This is a genomic window from Novosphingobium sp. P6W (assembly GCF_000876675.2).
GTDB lineage: Bacteria > Pseudomonadota > Alphaproteobacteria > Sphingomonadales > Sphingomonadaceae > Novosphingobium.
Window position 1 is genome coordinate 1,591,606 of the sequence record NZ_CP030352.1, and the last position, 23,809, is coordinate 1,615,414.

Sequence of the window (23,809 nt, forward strand, 5' to 3'; positions counted from 1 at the left end):
TACCCGGAGCAGATCCATGACCCTTTCTTCCGACCGTCTCGCGCCGATGGCCAACGCCATCAGGGCACTGTCGATGGATGCGGTCCAGGCTGCCAACAGCGGCCACCCTGGCATGCCGATGGGCATGGCAGATGTCGCCACCGTGCTGTTCGCCAAGTTCCTCAAGTTCGACCCCGCCAACCCCAAGTGGGCCGACCGCGACCGTTTCGTGCTGTCGGCGGGCCACGGCTCGATGCTGATCTACTCGCTGCTGCACCTTACCGGCTATGCCAGCCCGTCGCTGGAAGACATCCGCAACTTCCGCCAGATGGGGTCGGTCTGCGCCGGTCACCCTGAGAACTTCCTGATCGAAGGCGTGGAATGCACCACCGGCCCGCTGGGCCAGGGCGTGGCGATGGCCGTCGGCATGGCGATGGCAGAGCGCCAGCTCAACGCCACGTTTGGCGACGATCTGGTCGATCACAACACCTGGGTGATCGCCGGCGACGGCTGCCTCATGGAAGGCATCAACCACGAGGCGATCGGCCTTGCCGGGACGCTGAAGCTGGGCCGCCTCAAGGTCCTGTGGGACAACAACAAGATCACCATCGACGGCGACACCTCGCTGTCGACCACCGAAGACATCGCGGCCCGCTACCGCGCTTCGGGCTGGGACGTGTTCGACTGCGATGGCCACGATTTCGCCGATATCGAGCGCGCGCTGGCCGAAGCCGCCGCCTCGGACAAGCCGAGTCTCGTTTCCTGCCGCACGCTGATCGGCAAGGGCGCGCCTAACAAGCAGGGCGGCCACGACGTCCACGGCTCGCCGCTGGGCGCCGCCGAGATCGAGGCTGCGCGCGGATACCTTGGCTGGAACTCCGCTCCGTTTGATATTCCCGCCGAGATCGCAGGTGACTGGCACCTGATCGGCAAGCGCGGCACCGCCACCCGAGCCGAGTGGGAAGCGCGTCTCGCAGTGAACGACAAGGCCGCCGAATTCACGCGCCGTATGGCCGGCGAGCTTCCTGCAATGGATGGCATCCGCGCGGCGCTGGCCGAATGGGTTGCGGGCGATTCGAACGTCGCCACCCGCAAGGCTTCGGAAAACTGGCTCAACGTGCTGGCTCCGGCGATCCCAGAAATGGTCGGCGGTTCGGCCGATCTCACCGGTTCGAACAACACGAAGGCCAAGTGCCAGGACCCGTTCACGCCGACCGACTATGCGGGCCGCTACGTCTATTACGGCATCCGCGAGTTCGGCATGGCCGCCGCGATGAATGGCATGGCGCTGCACGGCGGTGTGATCCCTTATGGCGGCACGTTCCTGATCTTCTCTGACTACTGCCGCAATGCGATCCGTCTCTCGGCGCTGCAGCAGACCCGCGCGATCTACGTGCTGACGCATGACAGCATCGGCCTTGGCGAAGACGGCCCGACCCACCAACCGGTCGAGCATGTCATGTCGATGCGCCTGATCCCCAACCTTTACGTGTTCCGCCCGGCCGATGCGGTAGAAACCGCCGAGTGCTGGACCATCGCGTTGGAATCCAAGGAAACGCCTTCGGTCCTCGCGCTCACCCGCCAGAACCTGCCGCAGCTGCGTCACTCAGGCGACATGCTGTCGGCGCGCGGCGCTTACACGCTGCGCAGCGCCGAAGGCGACCGCAAGGTCATCCTGATCGCCACCGGTTCGGAAGTAGAACTCGCCGTCAAGGTGCGTGACGAGTTGCAGGCCCAGGGCATCGGCGCCGATGTCGTCTCGATGCCGTGCATGGAACTGTTTGCGGCCCAAGACGAAGCCTATCGGCGCGAAGTTCTGCCCAACGATCCCGCAGTGCTGCGCGTTTCGATCGAGGCCGGCATTACGCAGGGCTGGGAACGCTACACCGCCTTTAGCCGCAATGGCGGCCTGAACATTGGCCTGGACCGCTTCGGCGCATCCGCCCCCGCCAAGGTTCTGTTCGAGCGTTTCGGCTTCACTGCCGAAGCCATCGTGTCCAAGATTCTGGAAAAGCTCAGCACCTAAGAGGAGATTAGGATTATGGCGATCAAGGTTGCGATCAACGGTTTCGGACGTATCGGGCGCAATGTCGCCCGCGCCATTCTCGAGCGTACCGACCATGACCTCGAACTGGTGTCGATCAACGATCTCGCCAGCGCCAAGGCCAACGCTCTCCTGTTCAAGCGCGACAGCGTCCACGGTGCGTTTGCGGGCACCGTCGAAGTTGACGGCGACGACCTGGTCGTCAACGGCAAGCGCATCAAGGTGACCGCCGAGCGCGATCCCGCGAACCTGCCGCATGCCGCCAACGGCATCGACATCGCGCTGGAATGCACCGGCTTCTTCGCCGACAAGGCATCTGCCTCGAAGCACATCGAAGCAGGCGCCAAGCGCGTGCTGATCTCGGCTCCGGCCAAGGGCGCGGACCTTACCGTCGTCTACGGCGTGAACCACGACAAGCTGACCGGCGACCACCTGGTCGTCTCGAACGCTTCGTGCACCACCAACTGCCTGGCGCCGTTCGCCAAGGTCCTGCACGAAGCCATCGGCATCGAGCGCGGCCTGATGACGACGATCCACTCGTACACCAACGACCAGAAGATCCTCGACCAGATCCACTCCGACCCGCGCCGTTCGCGCGCGGCCGCGATGAACATGATCCCGACCAGCACCGGCGCCGCCGTTGCCGTCGGCCTCGTGCTCCCGGACCTGGCCGGCAAGCTCGACGGTTCGTCGATCCGCGTGCCGACCCCGAACGTCTCGGTCGTCGACCTGACCTTCGTGCCGAGCCGCGACACCACGCTCGAGGAAGTGAACTCGCTTCTGAAGGCCGCTGCCGAAGGCGAACTGAAGGGCGTTCTCGGCTACACCGACGAACCGCTGGTTTCGATCGACTTCAACCACGACGCGCACTCGTCGACCATCGACAGCCTTGAGACTTCGGTTCTCGAAGGCAAGCTGGTGCGCGTGCTTTCGTGGTACGACAACGAGTGGGGCTTCTCCAACCGCATGGTCGACACGGCCGGCGTGATGGGCGGCCTGCTCTGATAAAATCGGCGGCGACTGTCCCTGCAAAGGGTCTGTACGCCGCCGTTGTACCTGCCGCCGCGGGAGTCCTTACAAGGACTTTCGCGGCGCGGTGCGTCCGGAGCCCGCGATCCGCGGTGCGCAGGACATGCTATGCAAAGATCGCCTTGGGCGACGAGATAAGGATCGAGAGATGAGCGCTTTCAAGACCTTGGACACCCTTGGGGACGATCTTGGTGACGTAAATGGCAAGGTCGCGCTGGTGCGCGTCGACCTCAACCTGCCGATGCAGGACGGCGCCGTCACCGACGACACCCGCATTCGCGCCGCGCTGCCCACGATCCTGGAACTGTCGGGCAAGGGCGCCAAGGTTCTCCTGCTCGCCCACTTCGGTCGCCCCAAGGGTGAACGTTCGTCGACCATGTCGCTGTCGATGGTGGTCGGCGCGGTCGAGAAGGTGCTCGACAAGGAAGTCATGTTCGTGCCTGAGATCGCCGGGCCGGTGGTCGCTCAGTCGGTCGGTATCCTGCGGGCAGGCGACATTGCCATCCTCGAAAACACCCGCTTCTGGAAGGGTGAGGAAAAGAACGACCCTGAACTGGCGCAGGCGATCGCCGCCAACGCCGACTTCTACGTCAACGACGCGTTCTCCGCCGCCCACCGCGCCCATGCCACGACCGAGGGCCTTGCCCGCGTGCTGCCCGCATATGCCGGCCGCTCGATGCAGGCGGAACTCGAAGCGCTCGACAAGGCGCTGGGCAACCCCGAGAAGCCGGTTGCGGCCGTTGTCGGCGGCGCCAAGGTTTCCTCCAAGCTTGAAGTGCTCAAGCACCTCGTCACCATGGTCGATCACCTCATCATCGGCGGCGGCATGGCGAACACCTTCCTCGCCGCCAAGGGCGTGGACGTGGGCAAGTCGCTTTGCGAGCATGACCTGACCGATACCGCCAACGAAATTCTCGCCGCCGCCGATGCCTCGGGCTGCACCGTGCACCTTCCCTACGATGTGGTCGTCTCGAAGGAATTCGCGGCGAACCCGCCGTCCCTGCGCACCTGCAACGTGCATGAAGTTGAAGCCGACGAGATGATCCTCGACGCCGGTCCGGCTGCTGCCGAAACGCTGGGCGACGTGCTCAAGAACTGCCGTACCCTGGTGTGGAACGGTCCGCTCGGCGCGTTCGAGATGGCGCCTTTCGATGCCGCCACCGTGGCGCTCGCAAAGACGGCCGCAGCGCTGACGGCTGAGGGTTCGCTGGTTTCGGTTGCAGGCGGCGGCGATACCGTCGCAGCGCTCAACCATGCGGGTGCGGCTCAGGACTTCACTTATATTTCGACCGCTGGCGGCGCCTTCCTCGAATGGATGGAAGGCAAGGAACTGCCCGGCGTGGCAGCGCTTTCAGCCTGATGGGCTTGCCTCGTCATTCCCGTTGAAGCGGAGATGACGAGTTTTTTTGGTTCGAGACCTGTGCAGATCGCACGAAGAGAAGGCGAGAAAGACCTCAGGATGTGCCCCGCATGACCAAGTCTGACCATGCGGGCACTGCGCCCTGGGAAGGGCGCCACATCACGCTTGACGGTATGCGCGGCATCGCTGCGCTTGCCGTGGCGCTGTTCCACTACAACATTTCGCAGGCCCCGCATGGCTATGTCGCGGTGGACTTCTTCTTCGCGTTGTCCGGCTTCGTGTTATGCAAGACCTACCTGCCGCGCTGGCAGGCGGGGCTGACGACCTGGGCTTTCATGAAGCAGCGGGTGATCCGGCTCTATCCGCTGTTCTTCGTCGGCATCGTCGTCACTACGCTTTCGGCGATTTCGAACCATTTCACCGGGCAGGGCAATTTCTACAGCTATAGGATGATGGCGCAGGCGTTGCCGTTCAACCTGCTGATGCTGCCGTCGCCGGTGACGAACACGCTGTTTCCGCTCAACGTGCCGGCTTGGTCATTGTTCTTCGAACTTGTGGCGAACCTGGGCCTTGTGGTGCTGCTGTTCCGGCTACCCCGGATCGGCCTGCTGGCGCTGACAATGGCCGCGGCGTGGTGGTTTTCGCTCGCCGTGCTGGAGAACGATGGCGGTAATCTTGGCGCGGTGTGGCACCAGCTTGGTATCTCGATGGTGCGCACGACCATGTCGTTCACTGCCGGCGTCCTGCTGGCGCGCTTCCCGATCCCGGCGATCCGCCCCGCCGGGTGGATGGGCCTCGCCTGCCTCGCTGCGATCGCGGCGATGCTGATGCTCGACATCGGCGCGGTTCCCGATGCGTATTACGACCTTGCGTGCAGCATCGTCGTCTCGCCGCTGCTGGTCTGGCTTGGCGCGCGCTGCGAGCCCCCGCGCGTTCTTGCGCCGGTCGCCTGGTTTTTGGGTGAAGTGTCCTATGCGGTCTACGCGGTGCACTGGGCGCTGATGGAGCCGCTGCGCTACTTCAAGGACGATCTCGGCTACGACCCGGTGCTGATGGGGACGGTCTACCTTGCGTGCTGCGTCGCGCTGGGCTGGGCTGCGGTGCGCTGGGTCGATGCGCCGATGCGCCGGAAGATCGGCGCCATGCTGCGCGAAAGGGCGAGCCGCGCTCCGTCGCTGAAGGGGAGCGCCGCGACGAACTAAGCCCCCATAAACCCGTGCCGCAGTTGCGAAATAAGGGGTCGCAGCGTAGGCTGAAATTCAAGTGCTGAACAACTCAGGAGGAGAAACCATGCAGTATTCAGACATGACCGCCAAGATGGCAGACGGCGACGGATTTATCGCCGCGCTTGACCAGAGTGGCGGTTCCACCCCCAAGGCCCTCGCGGGTTACGGGATTCAGGAAGGCGCCTGGTCGAACGAGGAGGAGATGTTCGGCCTGATCCACGAAATGCGCGCGCGGATCATTTCATCGCCTGTCTTCACCGGTGAAAAGGTCATCGGTGCCATCCTGTTCGAGCGGACCATGGACGGTCTCGTCGACGGCGTCCCGACCCCCGAGGCGCTGCTCGCCAAGGGCATCGTGCCTTTCATCAAGATCGACAAGGGCCTTGAGGACGAAGCCGACGGCTGCCAGCTCATGAAGCCGAACCCCACCCTCGACGGACTGCTTGCGCGTTCGAAGAAGCTCGGCGTGTTCGGCACCAAGGAGCGTTCGGTCATCAATTCGGCCAATCAGGCCGGTATCGCCGCCGTGGTCAAGCAGCAGTTCGAGATCGGACTGCAGGTGCTGAGCCACGAGATGATGCCGATCATCGAGCCGGAAGTGAACATCAAGAGCGAGACGCGTGCCGAGTGCGACACGATCCTGCGCGATGAAATCCTGAAGAACCTGGACGCACTGCCCGAGGGCAAGACGGTCATGCTCAAGCTCTCGCTGCCGGTGGTGCCGGGTACGTTCGATGCACTGGTCGAGCATCCCAAGGTGCTGCGCGTCGTCGCGCTGTCGGGCGGTTTTGCGCGCCCTGAGGCCTGCGTGGAACTGGCGAAGAACAAGGGCATCATCGCCAGCTTCAGCCGCGCGCTGCTGTCTGACCTGCGCTCGCAGATGAGCGATGCCGAGTTCAACGCCTCGCTCGGCGAAGCCATCGACGCGATCTACGCCGGTTCGACCCAGAAGGCGCAAGCGGCAGCAGCCGCCTGACCTTCATGTCGGTCTGAAAAGGGAAAGGGCGGTGCCGGGGGGCGCCGCCTTTTTCTTTAGGCGTCAGTAGCCGCCCATGAAGCGGAAACCGAAGCGGTAGTCGGAAGGTTTGATCGCGCCGTTGTTGGCCGCGCCGGCGACTTTGTCCGGCCGCACCTGGACAAGTTCGAGCGTGCCGTCGGCTACGGTGATCGGCTTGCCCGAGGTTATCTCTACCTCGCCGCCGCGCCCGCTGTCGATCCGCAGGCGCAGGCGAAGCTGGCCGCCCCAGACGCAGCGCGCGTTCATCGGGCAGCGGCTGTCTTCCAGCACGGCGAGCGGCGTTACGCGCGGGCCGTCCACGCCCACCGTCTGGCCCAGGGCGGCAAAGATCAATGGAGCGCCGGGTTCGGTAGCGGGAAGTTCGGACGGGTAGGGCTGTGCCGGCGCCTGCGGCTGCGTGGGCGGCGTTTGCGCCATAGGAACCGGCTCGGGGTAATTGCTCGGCGCGGGCTGGGGGTAGCTTGCCGGAGCCGCCTGGGGACCGGCAGCGGCCATCCGCGAGGGATCGGGCGGTGGTATCACCGTGCAACCCGCCAATGCCAGCGCTGCGGTGAAGGCGGCCAGGGGCAGCATAGCCGATGACCGGGCGGGCAACGTGCGCCTGCTGGACTTGCGGAGGCGAAAGTTCGGAGCGCGGGATTTCATGGCGGCCAAGCAACACGTTCGCGCCTGAATGGTTCCCGAACGGGCAAGGTCCTCAACCCTCGATGCTGCCACAACGCTTGGCGCGGGGGCTGTGCAAGGCTAGAGCGCGCAGATGACCGATGAAACTCCTCGCGAACCCACGCAGCTTTATCTGATCTCGCCGCTCGATGTCGGCGGGGTATTTGCCGATCGGCTTGCCCGCGCGCTTGATGCCGGGCCCGTTGCGGCGTTCCAGTTTCGCGTCAAGGACGTGGACCAGCACGAAGCTGCGCGCCTTGGCGATCCGCTGCGCCGCATCTGCGCCGACCGCGACGTGGCCTTCATCGTCAACGATTCGGTCGCGCTGGCCAAGCGTCTTGGCGCGGATGGCGTGCATCTTGGGCAGGACGACGATTCGATCGAGCAGGCGCGCGGCGAACTGGGGCGCGACGCTCAGATCGGCGTGACCTGCCACGACAGTCGCCACTTCGCCATGGAAGCGGGCGATGCCGGGGCCGACTATGTCGCATTCGGAGCATTCTATCCGACCACGACGAAGGAAACCAAACACACCGCCGGGCTGGACCTGCTGGAATGGTGGCAGGGCATCTTCGAGATTCCCTGCGTTGCCATTGGCGGGATCAATCCTGAAAACTGCGTCCCGCTGGTGCGTGCGGGCGCGGATTTCCTCGCGGTGTCAGGCGCGGTGTGGAACGGCGACGAGGAAGCCGCCGTGCGCGCCTTCAACGCGGCGATCGCCGGCGAGTTCTGAAGTCGGCGGGCTCGTTGATGGCTCCGTCTCCAATGGAATAACCGGTCGCCTTTGCCCGGCCGCAACCGTCCCCCGCGCGCTTCCAGCCCTTAGTCTGTGACGCGCGCGGGCATCGGCACGTCGCAAAGCGGGCGGCCCTGTTTATCCGGCGTCAGAAGTCGATCCGGGCGATGACGTCCTCACCGAACTTCTGCGCCTGATCGAGGTATTCAGCGCGCGTCTCGGTGTAGATCGTCGCGCCGGAACCGTCGACGCCCAGGGACTTGAGGTTGGCGAAGTGGTCCAGCGCTTCCTGCGCGTTCCACCCTGTCTTCACCGAATAAGTGGAGGAGGCGATGACCCTGGGCGGCACTTCGCGGCCCACTTTCACGCAGTATTCGGCCATGTAGGCGATTGCGGCCAGAATGTCCTCGTCGCCTTCGAGGTTGGCGGTGCGGGCGGTGTCGGAGACGGCCTTGGGGACGAAGAAGGGGTGCCAGGCGTCGCCCAGTTCCACCGCTCGGCGCAATGCGCGCTTCGAGTTTCCGCCGACCAGCAGCGGCGGGTGCGGCATCTGCGCCGGGGTCGGCAGCACGCGGTTGCCCAGCGCGGCGTAGCCGTTGCCCTCGAACGTGAAGTCCTCGCCGGTCCAGGCCAGTTTCATGGCCTTCATGTATTCGTCCATGATGTCGTTGCGGCTGTCGAAATCCACGCCCAGCGCCTTGTATTCCGCCTTCATGTAGCCCGCCCCGAGGCCCAGGATCACGCGCCCGCCGCTGAAGTGATCGAGGCTGGAGACCGCGCGGGCGGTGAGGAACGGGTTGCGATAGGGCAGAACGAGGATGTTGGTCTGCAGCCGCAGGGTGGTCGTCGCCGCGCCCAGCATCGAGAGCATCACGAAGGGGTCCTGCGCATAGTGCCCGCCATTGTCGAGCCAACGCGAGGACGGCACCGGATGGTCGGTTACGGTGCCAGCGTAGAAGCCTGCCGCTTCGACCGCCTTCGCGATCTGGTGCAGCGCTTCCATGGTGCCCCATTCGGCGGGCTTGTCGATATGGTCGAAAGGCAGGCTGGTGCTGAGGGTGAAGGTCATCGCTATCTTTCGTTATTGCGTGATTTCCGGAGGCAGCACCCAATTGTCGGCGCCGTCGCGCACCCAGCCACCCGAGGCCCAGGAGCCACCGTCGACGGGAATGATGGTGCCGGTCACGTAGCTTGCCATGGGCGATGCGAGGAACACCGCGACGCGGCCGCATTCCTCGTCGATCCCGGCGCGGCCTGCGGGGATACGTTTACGGACGGCTTCGACTTGCGCGGGGCTGGGTTGGCGCCATGTGGCTTCATCAACCGGCCCGGTGAACTGGCCGCGCGTGCCGGGCGTCACCGTGTAGTCGGGGGCGATGGCGTTCACGCGGATGCCGTGTTCGGCAAATTCGAGGGCGAGGGTGCGGGTCAGGTTGTTGATACCCGCCTTGCACGCCGCATAGACGGCATATCCCGGCGCGGCGCGGCTTGCTTCAATGCTGGTGACGTTGACGATCGCTCCCCCGCGTCCACCTGCGATCATCACCGGCACGGCGGCCTGCGTCGCGGCGAGGTTGCTGACGAGGTTGAGGTCGATGTGCCGCCGCCAGTTCTTCTCGGCAAGGTCGAGGAACCCGCGCCGGGTGACGCCGCCAGCGTTGTTCACCAGAATGTCGAGCCGTCCGAATGTATCGGCCGCGCGGGCAACGGCGGCCTGCAGCGCCTCCACGTCCATGACGTTGCCGGGTATGCACAAGGCGCGGCGGCCCCGTTCCTCCACCATCCGGGCGACTTGTTCGCAGCGTTCCGGCACCGCCTCGATGATGGCGATGTCCGCGCCCATATCGGCCATGCACAGCGCAGTTGCACGGCCGATGCCGCCACCGCCGCCGGTCACGAAGGCCACTTGGCCGGTCAGGTCGATGTCGCTTGCCTGCACGATCCTTCTCCGCCGTGCGGTGCCGTTCTCGGCACCCGCTAGCCTCAGGTCATGAGGCTGAACAAGTGCGCAGCATCAGCGAGATCACATGGCTCGTCTATGTCTTTCGCGATGCCGTCAGCGATGATCGTCACCGCGTTGAGGCCCACCATGTGCGCGGCTTTCCGGTGTAGCGCGGCGCTGTTGGTGCCGTAGTGGAAGCGAAAGTCCGCCGCCTGGGGCAAGGGCAGCGAAAGCGCGTTTGTGCCGCGTCCGTGCCGGTCGGGGGCGATGCCGATGGTGCCCGGCGGGAGGTCTGCCAGTTGTGCGACTTCCTTTGCCGTGAGGCAGGGCAGGTCTGCGGCGATCACCATCAACCGCGAGGGCGCACCGGGCTTTCGCGCTATCACCGCGAGGGCGTGGCCCAGCGCGGCGTTTAGCCCGCCGCCCGGCTCCGCAATGCGTTCGAGGTTTGCGCCGACACCCGAACGCTGCGGCCCGACGATTATCGCGCGGTCGACCCTCTCCTCCGCCACTTGCACCACATGTCCGAGCATCGCCTCGACCAGCCTGTCGCGTTCGTCCGCACACAGCTCATCAGCGAGGCGGGTCTTGCCTTGCCCCCGCGCCTTGACCGGGATGAGCGCCCAGATGCTGGCGGACAAGGCGTTCACGGGATCGCGGGTGCCTCGGTGAGGTTGGTGAAGCGGATGCCGGCACCGTCCGCCTTGTAGGTCTTGTTCATGTAGATGAGGATCGAGGTCAGCGCTTCTGCCGCCGCCGAATTGGCGAGCGCACCGCCAGAAAGCCCGCGAAGACCCATGCCGGGACACAGATCCACCACTGTCTTGCGCGCCTCGACATCGTCGGAGAACACCAGCACGTCGCAGTCGATCGCATGGTCGGCATCGAGATGGTGCGCAGAGACATTGTGGAACGCCGTGACCAGCCGTACGTCCGGGCCGAGGTGCTGCCGCGCCTGCAATGCGGCGCTGCCCTCGGACGGAAGCTGCACGCGCATGACCTTGGGCGGCACCAGCGGCACGGTGGTATCGACCACCACTGCCTGCCCCACGCGGTCCCTGATCTGGCCCAGCGTTTCACCTTGCGAAGCGTGGGGCACGGCAACGATCACCACGTCCTTGCCTTCGGCCGCATCGGCGTTGGCGGCGAAGCCTGCCGCGCCCAGTTCCTGCGCCGTGCCTTGCGCTTTCTCGGCTGAGCGCGAGCCGATGGTAACCTCGTGTCCGGCTGCAACCAGCCTTCGTGCCAGCCCTTTGCCAAGCGCGCCCGTGCCGCCGATCACTGCGATTGCTGCCATGTCGATTATCTCCCCCGCGGATTTTTCCCGCCGTGCGATTGTCGTTGCCAGCGGCGGACGTAAGGTGCCGTTCGGGAGAACACGATGAACACCGCAATTCCTGAACTTACCGTGCGGCCGCTGGCCGGATTGCCTATGTTCGCCGCCGGACAGTCGATTGCGCAAGCGATTTGCAGCGTTTTGGCGGCATTGGGGGACGGCTTACGCGGCGGCGATATTTGCGTGGTCGCGCAGAAGATCGTCTCCAAGAGCGAAGGGCGCACCGTGGACCTCGCCGCGCTGATGCCGGGCGCAGCGGCGCGGGACCTGGCCGCGCGCACCGGGCGCGAGGCGTCGATGGCGCAGGCGATCCTGGACGAGAGCGCCGAGATCATGCGCCCGCATGCCGCCGCGATCATCGCGCGGCACAGGACAGGGCACGTCCTCGCCAACGCCGGGATCGACGCCAGCAATGTCGAGGGCGGGGAGGCCGGGACGGTGCTGCTCTGGCCGATCGATCCCGATGCCTCGGCGCGGGCGATCCGCCGCGAATTGCAGGAAGCCAGCGGTGTGCAGGTAGCCGTCGTCATCGCGGATTCCATGGGCCGGGCATGGCGGATCGGTACGGTGGGTACGGCGATCGGCTGCGCGGGGCTTACCGTGTTGGAAGACCGGCGGGGCAGGGCGGTGGATCTCTATGGACGCACCTTGCAGGCGACGGTGATCGCGGTGGCGGACTCGGTAGCGGCAATGGCGGCGCTGGCGATGGGGGAGGGCGATGAGGGCACGCCCGTCGCCCTGGTGCGCGGCGCGGCGCGCTGGACCTCCCAGGAGGACGGACCGGGCGCGGCTTCCGGCCTGCGGCCTATTGAACAGGATATGTTCCGATGACGAAAAAGCACGTTCTGGCGCTGTCGGGCGGGGTGGGCGGCGCCAAGCTGGCGGCGGGTCTCGCGGCGGTGCTCGCGCCGGAGGACCTTACGATCGTCGTCAACACCGGCGACGATTTCGAACATCTGGGCCTGACGATCTGCCCGGACATCGATTCCGTCACTTATGCGCTTGCGGGTCTCAACGACACCGGGCGCGGCTGGGGCGTGCAGGACGAAACGTGGCAGATGATGGCCATGCTGCGGGGCCTTGGCGAGGCGGACTGGTTCAACCTTGGCGACCGTGACATGGGGATGCACATCGCCCGCTCGTGGCGGCTGCGCGAGGGCGAAACGCTTTCGCAGGTTACCGCCCGCCTGACGCGCAACCTCGGTATCGTGCACGCGATAGTTCCCATGAGCGACGCCCCTTTGCGCACGCATGTGGGCACCGCCGAAGGGTGGTTGGACTTCCAGCGGTATTTCGTTGCCGAGCAGTGCCGGCCGGTCGCGACTGGAGTGCGTTTCGAGGGTGCGCCGGGCGCGCTGCCGTCGCCTGCCTTTGCAGCGGCATTGGCGCGCGAAGACCTTGGCGCAATCATCATTTGCCCCTCGAATCCGTACCTCAGCGTCGATCCGATCCTTAGCCTGGACGGGGTGCGAGAGGCTTTGGCGCAGCGGCGGGTGCCGCTTGTCGCAGTGTCGCCGCTGGTCGGGGGAACCTCGCTCAAGGGCCCGCTTGCCAAGCTGCTGGGAGAGCTTGGCAAGCCGGTCAGCAATGCCTCGATCGCCGATCACTACGGCGATCTTCTCGACCATCTGGTGATCGATGCGGGCGACGGCGCCGATGAGGGGGGCTTGCGAGCGCGGGGGCTTTGCGTCACCGTTACCCCAACAGTCATGTGCGGGGCCGAGGATCGGGAGCGGCTTGCGCGCGTAGCACTGACCGCAGCCCGTATTGAAACAGGATGACCATGGCTCGCGACGACGAAGCGCTGAAAACCCGACTCCTTCTTGCGCCGCTGGATGACCTGCTGGCCGAGGCCCGCACCCGGCGCTATACCCGCGCGGGCCCGCTGACACCCGCGCGGATGACGTATTCGCGCAAGGTCTTTATCCCGCTGACGCGGCTCTGCGCGGATGTATGCCACTACTGCACTTTCGCGACCACGCCCTCGCGATTGGCGGCGCCTTACCTCACCGAGGCGGAGGTGCTGGAGATCGCGCGCGCCGGGGCGGCGGGGGGGTGCAAGGAGGCGCTGTTCACCTTGGGCGATGCACCTGAGCGTCGTTACGCGGCGGCGCGCGAATGGCTGATCGAGCGCGGCTTTGCCCGCACCATCGATTACGTCCGCCACTGCGCGGAAATGGTCCTCAGGGAAACCGGCTTGCTGCCCCACATCAATGCCGGGGTGCTGGACGAGGACGACTGGCGGATGCTGCGCCCGGTCGCGGCCTCTGTCGGACTGATGCTGGAAAGCACGTCGGATCGGCTGATGGACAAGGGCATGTGCCACCACGGTTCGCCCGACAAGGTGCCGGCGGTGCGTCTCGCCTCGCTGGCGGCGGCGGGCCGGGCGGGGGTGCCGACGACGAGCGGCGTCCTCATCGGCATAGGCGAAACGGCTGAGGAACGCATCGAGGCGCTATTCGCGCTGCGTGATCTGCACTTGAGCCATCGGCACCTGCAGGAAGTCATCGTCCAGAATTTCTGCCCCAAGCCCGGCACGAAGATGTCCGGCGCGGCCGAGGCAAGCGAGGCGGATTTCCTGCGCACCATCGCGGCCGCGCGCATCGTGTTGCCCGCAGAGGTTTCCGTGCAGGCCCCGCCCAACCTCAACGACGAACGCCTCTGCGAGTTGATCGATGCCGGGATCGACGATTGGGGCGGTGTCTCCCCAGTCACGCAGGACCATGTCAATCCCGAGGCCGCGTGGCCCGAGATCGACCGCCTCGAAGCCATCTGCGCCCGCGTCGGAATGCCGCTGGTCGAACGGCTGACCGTCTACCCGCGCTTCATCGCGGAAGGCGGCTGGCTGGAGCCGGCGATCCGTCCCGCCGTGCTGCGCCTTGCCGACTCCGAAGGATTGGGCCGCGACAGTGCCTGGAGCCCCGGCATGGCGCAGCCCGTGCCGGGCACCGTCCACGCGCCGCTGGGCCGCCGGTACGAAGGACCGGTCGCCAGCCGTATCCACCGTATCCTCGACCGTGCTGCAGGCGGCGGCGGTATCGGCGAGGACGACATTACCGCGCTGTTCGCGGCGCGTGGCAGCGCGGCTCAGGCGGTGGTCGAGGCGGCCGATGCGCTGAGAGCGGAGGTCAACGGCGAGGTCGTGACCTATGTCGTCAACCGCAACATCAATTACACCAACATCTGCACCCACGCCTGCTCGTTCTGCGCCTTCAGCAAGACCAGTAGCAAGGCGGGTTTGCGCGACAAGCCCTACAACCTCGACCTCTCCGAAATCGCATCCCGCGCGCGCGAGGCGGTGGCACGCGGGGCGACCGAGGTGTGCCTGCAGGGCGGCATCCATCCCAGCTATACCGGCGACACGTACCTTGCGATCCTGCGCGCGGTGAAGGACGCCTGCCCGGACCTGCATGTCCACGCCTTCTCGCCGCTCGAAGTGAGCCAGGGCGCGCGCACGCTGGGAATGCCGGTTTCGGATTACCTTACGCGCCTGCGTGATGCGGGGCTGGGCTCGCTGCCCGGTACAGCGGCGGAAATCCTGTGCGACGATATCCGCGCGCAGATCTGCCCCGACAAGCTGACGACCGGCGAATGGCTGGACGTGGTCGGTTCGGCGCACCGGGTGGGGTTGCCCACGACATCGACGATCATGTTCGGGCACCTTGAAAACCCTCGCCACTGGGCGCGGCACCTGGCTGAACTGCGCAACCTGCAACTCGACACCGGCGGTATCACCGAATTCGTGCCACTGCCACTGGTCCACATGGAAGCGCCGTTCTACCGCAAGGGGCTCAGCCGCAAGGGGCCGACGTGGCGCGAGGCGGTGATGATGCACGCGGTCGCGCGGCTGGCGCTGCACGGAGCGATTTCGTCGATCCAGGTGTCGTGGTGCAAGCTGGGCATGGACGGCGCGGCGGCGGTGCTGGCAGCGGGGGCTAACGACCTTGGTGGCGTGCTGATGGACGAAAGTATCAGCCGCGCGGCGGGCGCTTCGCACGGGCAGCTTGCGGACGTGGCGGATATGCGCAGCGCAGCGCAAAGCGTGGGGCGCAAGCTGCGCCAGAGGACGACGCTCTACAAGGACGTGGCGGCGGAGATGGCCTGAGTTTCAGCGCTTATATTCTGCCGCCACCCCGTCACCGCTCAGCCTGAGCTTGTCGAAGGCCCCGCACCGCAGCGCGAGGTTTTCCTCCTTCGACAGGCTCAGGATGAGCGGATCAAATTGCGCTACGAACGTAAGCGCCCTCACATCGCCCGGATATGCTGCCACGTCGGCTCGGGCATCCATGTATATTCGATGTAGTGCCCGAACACCTTGCGGGCATCGAGGTACAGGAACTTCAGCCCGCCCTCCGGCTCGCCGGTAAGGTCGCGCTCCATTGCTACAGGAAAATCCTGCGCATCGACGCGGGCGCGGAAGTCCTCCCAGTCGGGCACGCGGAAGCAGATGTGGTGAAAGCGCAAGGGGCCGCCGTTCGAGAGGCAGTTGGCGTAGATGCCTACCTCGTCGATCTCGTTTTCGATCAACTCGTACTGCAGTTCGCCGATCCAGATGAAGCAGATGCGACCCTTCTGACGCCTGGGCCCCGCCGGCGTCAGCACCGTCTGGTCGACGGGGATGATCACCGGCTCCTTCGTCATGCCGCGGCCCCGGAACAGGGCGATGCCTGCCTCGATGTCATCGCACATATAGGCGTTCTGGTAGTGGATGCCTTCGAGCATTTCAGCCCTCCCGCGCGACGTCGTAACGCGACAGGTAGCGTTCGAACAACGGTTCCAGGTCTGCCTTGGTCAGCCCGTACTGCGCCAGCTTGTATTCGTGGCGGCCGAACTTGTCCTGCGGGTTGTCGTCCACCCACTTCTGCACGCCGGCTTCGGCTGCGGCGGTCCATTCGTCGCCCAGCTCGGCGTAGACCTTCTTCGTCGCGCCCACCGGGTCCGCCACGAGATCGGCGTAGTGGACGTCGATGATCTTGTCCTCGCCGAACTTGTCGCGAAAATCCATGATGCGGTTGGCGTGTTCGGCTGCCTGCCAGGGGTAGTCCGCCTTGAGCCATTCGGCGTCGATCTGGCCCATGTGCGCCTGGTGGCTCAGCGAGATGATCGAGCACAGCGAGCCGGTCGCGGTGAAGGGATCGCGGTGGGTCCAGATCACGCGGGCATCGGGATAGACCTTGAAGATTGTCTCAAGCCACAGCGCATGGCTGGGCTTCTTGACGTTCCAGACGCCGCCAGTGTGGTGTTGCAGCACCTGCAGGAATTTCTTGTGGTACTCATAGGCGCTGGTCATGTCGCACGAGAAGATGAAGTCCTTGTACGCGGGCAGCTTGCCTTTCGACTCGATCATCAGCGTCTTGAAATCGTGGGCCATGAAAAACACGCATTCGTTGGGATAGACCGCCGAGCCGCGATAATACTTGGCCATCCCGGGGTTGGCTTCCAGCGCGGCCTTCTCCTGCGCCAAGCGGCCCACTGCGCGCGGATCGGTGGTGAGCAGCGCGTCCGAGGCGACCGGCGGCACGGGATCGTCGATCTCCCATGTCAGGGGCGAGCGGCGGGCAGGGTCGGCGGCCAGCAGATTGGACATCAGCGTGGTGCCGGTGCGCGGAACGCCCATGACGAAGACGGGGCGCTCAACCGGGCGGTCCAGCACCTCGGGATTGTCGCGCAGATACTGCGATACCTTGAGGCGACCGCGCAGGTAGTGGAGCGTGTCGTTTCGCGCGCGGGCGATGCCGCCTTCGCTCATCCAACCATTGGCGATGCCCTCGTTAAACGAGGCGGTGAAGGCGTCCAGCCCCTCGCGGTAGGTATCGCTGTCGAAGGCGTCGATGCCGGTTTCGGTCATCGCCTGTTCGATGAGCGCATCGGCCACGAGTTGGTCGGTTACGGTGCTTGCCATGTGGTTGTCCTCTTCCCGGCGCGGCCGCTTGGGCAGCCGTTCATGGGCCAAGGATAGCGCGCCGGGGCCAAGGCTTGGCAATGCACATGGCCCGCCAGATCGGGACGTTATGTAGAGTTCGGGTCAAGACCCGACGCGATCATGCCAGCACTCGCCCCTGCCGCTGGCGAAAGGTGCTGGGGCTGGCCCCCACTGCGCGGCGAAACGCAAACGTGAAACTGGAGGGTGATGCGAAGCCCATCGAAAAGGCGATGGTCTTTACGCTTTCTCCCTCCATCAGGAGCCGCTTGGCGGCCTCCATGCGGCGCTGTTCGACATAGTCGCCGATCGAGCAGGCGCGGCTGACCCTGAAACCCCGCGTCAACTGGCGCACGGACAGCGCGCAGAGCGCCGCCAGTTCCTCTAGCCCCGGCGCGCTGAGATCGTCGGCAAGGCGTTCGTCGATCAGCCGCAGCCGCCAGCCGGAAAGGCCGCCCGTCACTGGCCGCTCCGCCACTTCGAGGCAGTGGCGGCCCAGTTCGATCGCCAGTTCACACCCCAGGAACCCCAGCATCCTGTGCGCCGCAAGGCCGGGGTGGCGCACTTCGGCGGTGATGCGGAACAGCAGCGCCCGCATCTGCGCGCTGGAGATATCGAGCGCGGCGGCAAGGTGCGAATCGTCCCACGTCAGTTCGCGCCCGACCAGTTCGTGCACCAGTCCGGCATCGATGGTGCAGATCAGCGAGGCCTGCCGCCCGCTGCCGCCTTTCACGAACAGTTCCTCGCCAGGGGGCAGCACGAAGACGTCGCCCAGCCGTTCCAGCCGGTGCGGGCCCCAGCGGCGGCGATAGCCTCCGCGCGATTGTAGCGGGCGCGGGGTGAGGCACATGTTGACGTGGTAGCCCTGGCTCACTGCATGAAGGCTGTCGGTCGGTTCGGGTATTTCGAAGCGCACGATCTCGGCGCGCACGCCGTCCGTTTCGAGATGCGCGTCGATGCACATCGTCGGGCGTACAGCTTCGGTTACCGTCATGCCTCCTGCCTCCCTGCGCGCGCGCCTGGTGAATGTGTCCCGGACGCCATCTTAGGGCCGGAACTCTATGTCCCCCGCGCTTGCCGGACAAGCCGCCGACGCGGAACATCGCCGCTACGAAAGCGTGACGAAAAAGCCGCGCGACTGGGATCGAGGGAAATTTTGATGGCGACAGGCCTTTTCGACTGCACGGGCAAAGTGACGGTGGTGACCGGCGGCAATGGCGGCATCGGCTTCGGTTTCGCCATGGGCGTCGCAAGAATGGGAGGCGACTTGGCGATCTGGGCCCGCAACGCCGAGAAAAGCGCCAAAGCCAAGGCAGAGCTTGAGGCTGCCGGCGCGGGCAAAGTCATCGCGTATCAGGTCGACGTTTCCGAGGAGGCTAACATCGTGGCCGGCTTCGCTCAGGTCATGGCGGACTTTGGCCGGGTAGACTGCGTATTCGCCAATTCGGGGGCATCACCGCGCTATAACTCGGTTTTCGACATGCCGACGGAGCATTGGTACGAATTCCAGAAGACCGCGCTGCACGGCGCTTTCTTCACCCTGCGCGAAGGTGCCCGGCTGATGAAGGAGCGCGTGGAAGCGGGCGACGAAACTGGCGGCTCGCTCGTCGCCTGCGGTTCGCTCTCGCTGTTTCAGGGGCTGCCGGGGAAGATGGAATACGCCTCCTCCAAGGCGGCGGTGGCGGCGGCGATCCGATGCCTGGCGATCGAACTTGCGCCGCTGGGCATACGCGCCAACGTGGTCGCGCCGGGGCTGGTCATGACGCCGATGATGGGCGAGGGGCCCCGCGCCGATGCCGTGGCCCAGCACTTCGCGCCGACGATCCCGATGAAGCGCACCGGTCGCCCCGCCGATTTCGAGGGCATCGGCGCCTACCTGTGCTCGGACGCCAGCAGTTTCATGACGGGCGAAACCATCGCCATCGATGGTGGATACATGGTGCGGCCGTAACGCCCCGATTGACGAGAACGTGAGAGGAGAGAAGCGATGAAGCGTCTGAACATCCACGGTGTCGGCGACGTCCGCCTCGATACATATGAGCGGCCCGAGGCTGGTCCCAACGACGTGGTCGTGCGGATGAAGTCGGTGGGCATCTGCGGCAGCGACTTGTCCTATATCAAGATCGGTGGAATGCCTGCCGAGCCGAGCGGGCAGACCGCGCTGGGGCATGAAGGTGCGGGCGAAGTGCTTCAGGTCGGCTCCGGCGTCAGCGGCATTGCCGTAGGCGATGCAGTGATCGTCAATCCGATGATGACCCCCAGCAACATCGGTTCAGGCGGCCCGGAAGGCGCCTTCACCGAAGAACTGCTGGTACGCGAGGCCCAGCTTGGCACATCGATCCTGCCGATCCCGGAAGGCGTCGATTTCGACGTAGCGGCGATGTGCGAGCCGCTCGCCGTCGCCATGCACGGCGTCAACCGCGCAGAGGTGAAGCCGGGCGACAAGGTGGTGGTGTTCGGCTGCGGCCCGATCGGCCTTGGCATGTTGCTATGGCTGAAGGACCGGGGCGTGAACGAGGTGGTGGCGCTGGACCTTTCGGAAGAGCGGCTGGAACGTGCCCGCGCCATCGGCGTCCAGGCAGCGCTGGACCCGAGCAAGGTGGACCTGCGCGCGGAACTGGCAAGGCTGCACGGCGAAGTGCCCAGCTTCAACCGCGTGGGCGTGGGCACCGATGCCTTCATCGATGCGGCAGGCGCGCCGCACATCCTGACGCAGGTCGTCATGATGGCCAAGTTCCACGCCCGACTGGTGATAACGGCGGCCTACATGAAGCCCATCGAATTTCCAGTTGGCCGCATGCTGACCAGCGAGATGACCATCACCACGGCGGTCGGCTACCCCACCGAAATGCCCGAGGTGATCGCCGCGATGCCGCGCCTCAAGAACCAGATCGCGGCGATGATAAGCCATAAGCTGCCCTTTGATGACGTACTGCACGGGCTGGAAATCGCCGCCACGCCGCAGTCCGCCAAAGTCATGATACAGTTTGAGGACGCCTGACATGAACGCAACCACGCAATCCGCGCCGAAGCTGGCCGACCTCGTCCGCTCGGGAGACGAGCAGGTGGAGGCGATCGCCGTCACCGATTTCATCTTCCAGGCCAACGACATCTCCAACGCCTATCTCGTCACCACCGGCGAGGGCGACGTGATGATCAACACCGGCTTCATGGACAATGCCGAGCGTACCCGGCGCCTGCTTACCCCGCATCGCACGGGCCCGCTGGCCTTCGTGATAATCACGCAGAGCCACGCCGATCATTACGGCGGCCTGCCCGAGTTCGTGGAGGAGGGCACCCAGGTCATCGGCGGCCCCGGCTTCAACGAAGCGCTTGCGGACATGAACGGGCTTCAATCGTTCTTCGGCCCCAGGAGCGGGAAGCTCTGGGGCTCCACCCTCAAGCGTGGCTCCGCGCCCAAGGCGCCGCCGCATGTCGAGCCGGATATCCTTGTCGACCGCCGCCTGACGGTGGAACTGGGTGAGCGTACCTTCGAACTGATCTCCACCCCCGAAGGCGAGACGATTGACAATCTCACCGTGTGGATGCCCAAGGAGAAGATCGCCTTCACCGGCAATGTCTTCGGGCCGGTTTGGCTTTCGATGCCTTTCCTCAACACCCTGCGCGGCGACAAGCCGCGGCTGGTGCGCAATTACCTGAAGTCGCTGGAGACGGTCCGTGCGCTCGGGGCCGAGATCGTCGTCACCGGGCATGGCGAGGCGATCCGGGGCAAGGAGCGCATCCGCGCCGACCTCGACAAACTGCACGCCGCCGTCAGCCATGTGCGCGACTATACGCTGGAAGGCATGAAGGCAGGCAAGGACGTGCATACCCTCATGCGCGAATTCGCGTGGCCGGAAGGGCTGCAGATCGGCGAATTCCACGGCAAGGGCAGCTGGGCGGTCAAGTCGATCTGGCGCGAATATTCGGGCTGGCTACACTACGAGGACGGCACCACGGCGCTTTACGGCGTACCGCGCAGCAGCGTCGATGCCGACCTCGCCGAACTGGCGGGCGGCGCGGCGAAACTGGCGCAGCGCGCGCAGGCGAAACTGGACGGCGGCGCGGCGCTGGAGGCGGTTCACCTGACCGACATCGCCCTCAATGCGGAGCCCGGCAATGCCGAGGCGCTCAAGGTCCGCAAGGCCGCGCATGAAGCGTTGCTCGCGGCCAGCGGGGGCAAGAACCTCTCGGAGACGATGTGGCTGCGTTCCGAGATCGCCGCCATGGAGGCGAAACTGGCGGGGTAACTATGCCGTCGTCGCCGCGGGCATCGTCTGGAGGATGGTTCGGCAGACCAATCCGCTGAGGCTCCCATCGGATAGTGAATGCTCTCTATAGTCGCAGCAACGATACGAATGGGAGCGGATGGAATGAGCACGCCCGATATTCTGGACCTTGGCGGACAAGTCGCCGTGGTCACCGGCGCGGGACAGAACGCGGGGCGCGGCATCGCGCTCGAACTGGCGAGGCACAATGCGGGGGGCATTGCCGTCAACGACTTCGTGCCGGAACGGGCCGAGGCGGTGGCAGAGGAAATCCGCGCGACTGGCGTTCCTGCGCTGGCGGTGCCGTTCGACGTGGACGATCTGGATGCGATCAAGGCGGCAGATGCGGCGATCAGGGACAAGCTGGGGGCTGCGACGATCCTGGTGAACAACGCAGGCATGGCCGGGCCGGGCGGTTCGCTGCGCCCGGCGCTGAACTTCTGGGAGGAAGATCCGGCCGCCTGGGACCGTTACCTGCGCACCAACTTGTACGGCGTCTACAATGCCTGCTTCGCCTTCATTCCCAATATGGTGGCGGCAAAGCGTGGACGGATCGTGACGATCGTGTCGGATTCCGGCCGGGTGGGTGAGCCGAAGCTAGCTGTCTATGCCTCTGCCAAGGCGGGCGCGCAGGGCTTCGTGCGCTCGATCGCCAAGGAACTGGGGCGCTATAATGTGACCTCGAACGCGGTGTCGCTGTCCTCGCTGATGCCTGACATGCCGGAGGAGCAGCTGGCCGAACTGATGGCCAGCGATCAGGCCAAGGCGCAGTTGGCGCGTTACACCATCCGGCGTTACGGCAAGTCCGCCGATGTCGCCGGGCTGGTGACGTTCCTCTGCTCGGACGCGGCGGAATGGATCACCGGGCAGACATATCCGCTCAACGGCGGCTATGCCCCGTCGATGTAGGTACGCCTTTCGATCCGCTCATCCAAAAGCCGCCCGTCGACCGCGCCTCTCCGCCCCGCTCAGCCTGAGCTTGTCGAAGGCCCCGAAGCGGAGCCCGAAGTTTCCGTCCTTCGACAGGCTCAGGATGAGCGGCGCGGTCTCGCTCAGGATGAGCGCAGCGGGCTGTTCGAGGAGTTTTGAGGGTGACTGGCCAGTCAGGCCGTTACTTCGCGCGTCTCGCCGCCCAGCCACTGACGCACGACGAGGTAGCGCCCGTGCAGCGCCCCGCGATCCTGGACGCCGAAGCCGAGCAGGGTGCCTTCGCAGCCCTCGGCGGCGGGGAGCCACTTTACCTGTTCCAGCCCGATGCGCACGCCTTCGCGCGAAAGGTCGGTAGCGCGGGCCAGCCCCTCGGCGACGAGGCGGCCCAGATCATGCCCTTTGGCGACGGCAAGTGCCTGCTGGCGCGGTGCGCCAAGCTGCGCCATCTGCGCCTGCAGGGTGGTGTTCGAGTCCGAATGCATGTCGATGTAGAACCAGCCGTCGCAGTCGTGCGCGAACGTGCCGTGATAACCGCGCAGGCCCGCCGTGTTCATGATGTTCGGCCCCGGCCACGCGCAGGCCGAAAGCGCCTTTGCGACCGCTGGCGCCGAGATGCCAAGGCCGAGGTAGACCACGCCGTCCGGCGCGCCCTCCAGCAGGGCGTCGACCAGCGCGGCGGCATCGTCGGTAAGGGGGGACATGCCCTCCTTCGCGATGATCTCGATGCCAAGGATGCGCGCTTCGCTTTCGAGGTATTTGAGATGCCGCGTCCCGATCGGCGAGATGTCGTAGGCGACGGCAAGGCGCCGGCAGCCCAGCATCGCCATGTGCCGCGCGATCACCAGCGATTCGTCCTCGTGGCTGCCGACCTGATGATGGAACATGTAACGGCCCCGCGCGCGCTCGGCCCCGGCCCAGTTGATGGTCGGAATGCGCAATTGCTCGGCCAGCGGGGTAGCCACCAGTGCATTGTCGCCGATGGCCGGGCCGACAATCAGGCTGACGCCCGCATCGGCCAACTGGCGATAGGCGGTCTCCACCGCCTCCGCCGTGCCCGAAGGCAGGCCCAGGCCATAGGCGTGAATGAACTCCACTGCGGCGGGGAAGCGGCCCGCTTCGCGCAGGGCTGCGATTTCGCGCTCCAGCCAGCCGGTGACGTCGCCCGGAACCGGGGCACTATCGTCCAGATCGGAGAAGTCGGCCATATCGTTGAGAACGCCGACTTTTACGCTTTCTGGCATGTATGTCCTCCGGGCAGCCTGCGGCGTGCACGATTGCTGCCGCATACCGCGCCCGCGCCTAGCAATGAGCCAGCAGGCAAAAGGATGCATGACGCCTGTGTGAAACGCTCCGGACGG

22 protein-coding genes are annotated in these 23,809 nt (G+C 65.6%); 13 read left to right on the forward strand and 9 right to left on the reverse strand.

The genetic code is table 11. The features are described 5' to 3' along the window. The first annotated feature begins 16 nt into the window (after nucleotides 1–16). The 5 genes from tkt to TQ38_RS07705 all read left to right on the forward strand — a co-directional run bounded on the left by tkt (nucleotide 17) and on the right by TQ38_RS07705 (nucleotide 6,614). Complete coding sequence (gene tkt, locus TQ38_RS07685) at nucleotides 17–2,005, forward strand: transketolase (RefSeq protein ID WP_043975310.1); 1,989 nt, start codon at nucleotides 17–19, stop codon at nucleotides 2,003–2,005. A 15-nt stretch (nucleotides 2,006–2,020) separates the two neighbouring features. Next, entirely contained in the window at nucleotides 2,021–3,028 is a 1,008-nt protein-coding gene (gene gap, locus TQ38_RS07690; RefSeq protein ID WP_043975309.1) for a type I glyceraldehyde-3-phosphate dehydrogenase, read from the forward strand. Between the two features lie 172 nt (nucleotides 3,029–3,200). Next, nucleotides 3,201–4,412: a phosphoglycerate kinase gene (pgk, locus tag TQ38_RS07695; protein WP_043975308.1), complete on the forward strand. Its 1,212-nt coding sequence runs from the start codon at nucleotides 3,201–3,203 to the stop codon at nucleotides 4,410–4,412. 110 nt (nucleotides 4,413–4,522) lie between these two features. After that, nucleotides 4,523–5,614 carry an acyltransferase gene (locus TQ38_RS07700; RefSeq protein WP_043975307.1) on the forward strand — a complete coding sequence of 364 codons (1,092 nt, stop codon included), beginning with the start codon at nucleotides 4,523–4,525 and terminating at the stop codon, nucleotides 5,612–5,614. A gap of 88 nt (nucleotides 5,615–5,702) precedes the next feature. Then, the gene (locus tag TQ38_RS07705; protein ID WP_043975306.1) at nucleotides 5,703–6,614 is read left to right on the forward strand and encodes a fructose bisphosphate aldolase; all 912 of its coding nucleotides are present in this window, start codon (nucleotides 5,703–5,705) and stop codon (nucleotides 6,612–6,614) included. 63 nt (nucleotides 6,615–6,677) lie between these two features. Here TQ38_RS07705 and TQ38_RS07710 read toward each other — a convergent pair whose 3' ends face one another. After that, a complete protein-coding gene (locus TQ38_RS07710; protein ID WP_240197990.1) occupies nucleotides 6,678–7,229 on the reverse strand; it encodes a hypothetical protein in 552 nt (183 codons plus the stop codon). 184 nt (nucleotides 7,230–7,413) lie between these two features. Here TQ38_RS07710 and thiE point away from each other — a divergent pair, with 184 nt between their 5' ends. Then, complete coding sequence (gene thiE / locus TQ38_RS07715) at nucleotides 7,414–8,052, forward strand: thiamine phosphate synthase (RefSeq protein ID WP_043975305.1); 639 nt, start codon at nucleotides 7,414–7,416, stop codon at nucleotides 8,050–8,052. Nucleotides 8,053–8,203: 151 nt separating this feature from the next. Here the strand turns inward: thiE and TQ38_RS07720 are convergent, their stop codons facing one another. Genes TQ38_RS07720 through npdG form a run of 4 tightly spaced genes read right to left on the reverse strand, consistent with a single transcriptional unit; the run spans nucleotide 8,204 to nucleotide 11,294 of the window. Then, a complete protein-coding gene (locus TQ38_RS07720) occupies nucleotides 8,204–9,124 on the reverse strand; it encodes a TIGR03619 family F420-dependent LLM class oxidoreductase (RefSeq protein WP_043975304.1) in 921 nt (306 codons plus the stop codon). 12 nt (nucleotides 9,125–9,136) lie between these two features. Beyond that, nucleotides 9,137–9,994, reverse strand: coding sequence for an SDR family NAD(P)-dependent oxidoreductase (locus TQ38_RS07725; protein WP_043975303.1), 858 nt, complete (start codon nucleotides 9,992–9,994; stop codon nucleotides 9,137–9,139). Between the two features lie 44 nt (nucleotides 9,995–10,038). Then, on the reverse strand, nucleotides 10,039–10,647 hold the full coding sequence (gene cofC, locus TQ38_RS07730; RefSeq protein WP_240197991.1) for a 2-phospho-L-lactate guanylyltransferase: 609 nt from the start codon (nucleotides 10,645–10,647) through the stop codon (nucleotides 10,039–10,041). Next, nucleotides 10,644–11,294, reverse strand: coding sequence for an NADPH-dependent F420 reductase (npdG, locus tag TQ38_RS07735; protein ID WP_043975302.1), 651 nt, complete (start codon nucleotides 11,292–11,294; stop codon nucleotides 10,644–10,646). The genes cofC and npdG overlap by 4 nt, the downstream gene beginning before the upstream one ends. A gap of 84 nt (nucleotides 11,295–11,378) precedes the next feature. Here npdG and cofE point away from each other — a divergent pair, with 84 nt between their 5' ends. From cofE to cofH, 3 genes are read left to right on the forward strand one after another with little or no spacing between them, the layout of a single operon-like run. Beyond that, entirely contained in the window at nucleotides 11,379–12,164 is a 786-nt protein-coding gene (gene cofE, locus TQ38_RS07740; RefSeq protein ID WP_043975301.1) for a coenzyme F420-0:L-glutamate ligase, read from the forward strand. Next, the gene (gene cofD, locus TQ38_RS07745) at nucleotides 12,161–13,114 is read left to right on the forward strand and encodes a 2-phospho-L-lactate transferase (protein WP_043975300.1); all 954 of its coding nucleotides are present in this window, start codon (nucleotides 12,161–12,163) and stop codon (nucleotides 13,112–13,114) included. Before cofE ends, cofD begins: the two co-directional genes overlap by 4 nt. A 2-nt stretch (nucleotides 13,115–13,116) precedes the next feature. Then, a complete protein-coding gene (cofH, locus tag TQ38_RS07750; protein WP_052505689.1) occupies nucleotides 13,117–15,438 on the forward strand; it encodes a 5-amino-6-(D-ribitylamino)uracil--L-tyrosine 4-hydroxyphenyl transferase CofH in 2,322 nt (773 codons plus the stop codon). 140 nt (nucleotides 15,439–15,578) lie between these two features. Here the strand turns inward: cofH and TQ38_RS07755 are convergent, their stop codons facing one another. From TQ38_RS07755 to TQ38_RS07765, 3 genes are all read right to left on the reverse strand, one after another. Continuing rightward, nucleotides 15,579–16,055 carry a VOC family protein gene (locus TQ38_RS07755; protein ID WP_043975298.1) on the reverse strand — a complete coding sequence of 159 codons (477 nt, stop codon included), beginning with the start codon at nucleotides 16,053–16,055 and terminating at the stop codon, nucleotides 15,579–15,581. A 1-nt stretch (nucleotide 16,056) separates the two neighbouring features. Further along, on the reverse strand, nucleotides 16,057–17,235 hold the full coding sequence (locus tag TQ38_RS07760) for a sulfotransferase (RefSeq protein WP_043975297.1): 1,179 nt from the start codon (nucleotides 17,233–17,235) through the stop codon (nucleotides 16,057–16,059). Nucleotides 17,236–17,374: 139 nt separating this feature from the next. Further along, on the reverse strand, nucleotides 17,375–18,247 hold the full coding sequence (locus tag TQ38_RS07765; RefSeq protein ID WP_043975296.1) for an AraC family transcriptional regulator: 873 nt from the start codon (nucleotides 18,245–18,247) through the stop codon (nucleotides 17,375–17,377). Nucleotides 18,248–18,412: 165 nt separating this feature from the next. Between TQ38_RS07765 and TQ38_RS07770 the strand changes: the two genes are divergently transcribed. The 4 genes from TQ38_RS07770 (at nucleotide 18,413) to TQ38_RS07785 (ending at nucleotide 22,430) form a co-directional block, all read left to right on the forward strand. Next, complete coding sequence (locus TQ38_RS07770; RefSeq protein ID WP_043975295.1) at nucleotides 18,413–19,204, forward strand: SDR family NAD(P)-dependent oxidoreductase; 792 nt, start codon at nucleotides 18,413–18,415, stop codon at nucleotides 19,202–19,204. 36 nt (nucleotides 19,205–19,240) lie between these two features. Next, nucleotides 19,241–20,254, forward strand: a complete 1,014-nt coding sequence (locus tag TQ38_RS07775; RefSeq protein ID WP_043975294.1) for a zinc-binding dehydrogenase — start codon at nucleotides 19,241–19,243, stop codon at nucleotides 20,252–20,254. A gap of 1 nt (nucleotide 20,255) precedes the next feature. Next, a complete protein-coding gene (locus TQ38_RS07780; RefSeq protein ID WP_043975293.1) occupies nucleotides 20,256–21,503 on the forward strand; it encodes an MBL fold metallo-hydrolase in 1,248 nt (415 codons plus the stop codon). Between the two features lie 123 nt (nucleotides 21,504–21,626). Further along, entirely contained in the window at nucleotides 21,627–22,430 is an 804-nt protein-coding gene (locus TQ38_RS07785) for an SDR family NAD(P)-dependent oxidoreductase (RefSeq protein WP_043975292.1), read from the forward strand. Nucleotides 22,431–22,624: 194 nt separating this feature from the next. Here the strand turns inward: TQ38_RS07785 and TQ38_RS07790 are convergent, their stop codons facing one another. Continuing rightward, complete coding sequence (locus tag TQ38_RS07790; RefSeq protein ID WP_043975291.1) at nucleotides 22,625–23,692, reverse strand: ABC transporter substrate-binding protein; 1,068 nt, start codon at nucleotides 23,690–23,692, stop codon at nucleotides 22,625–22,627. Between the last annotated feature and the right edge of the window lie 117 nt (nucleotides 23,693–23,809).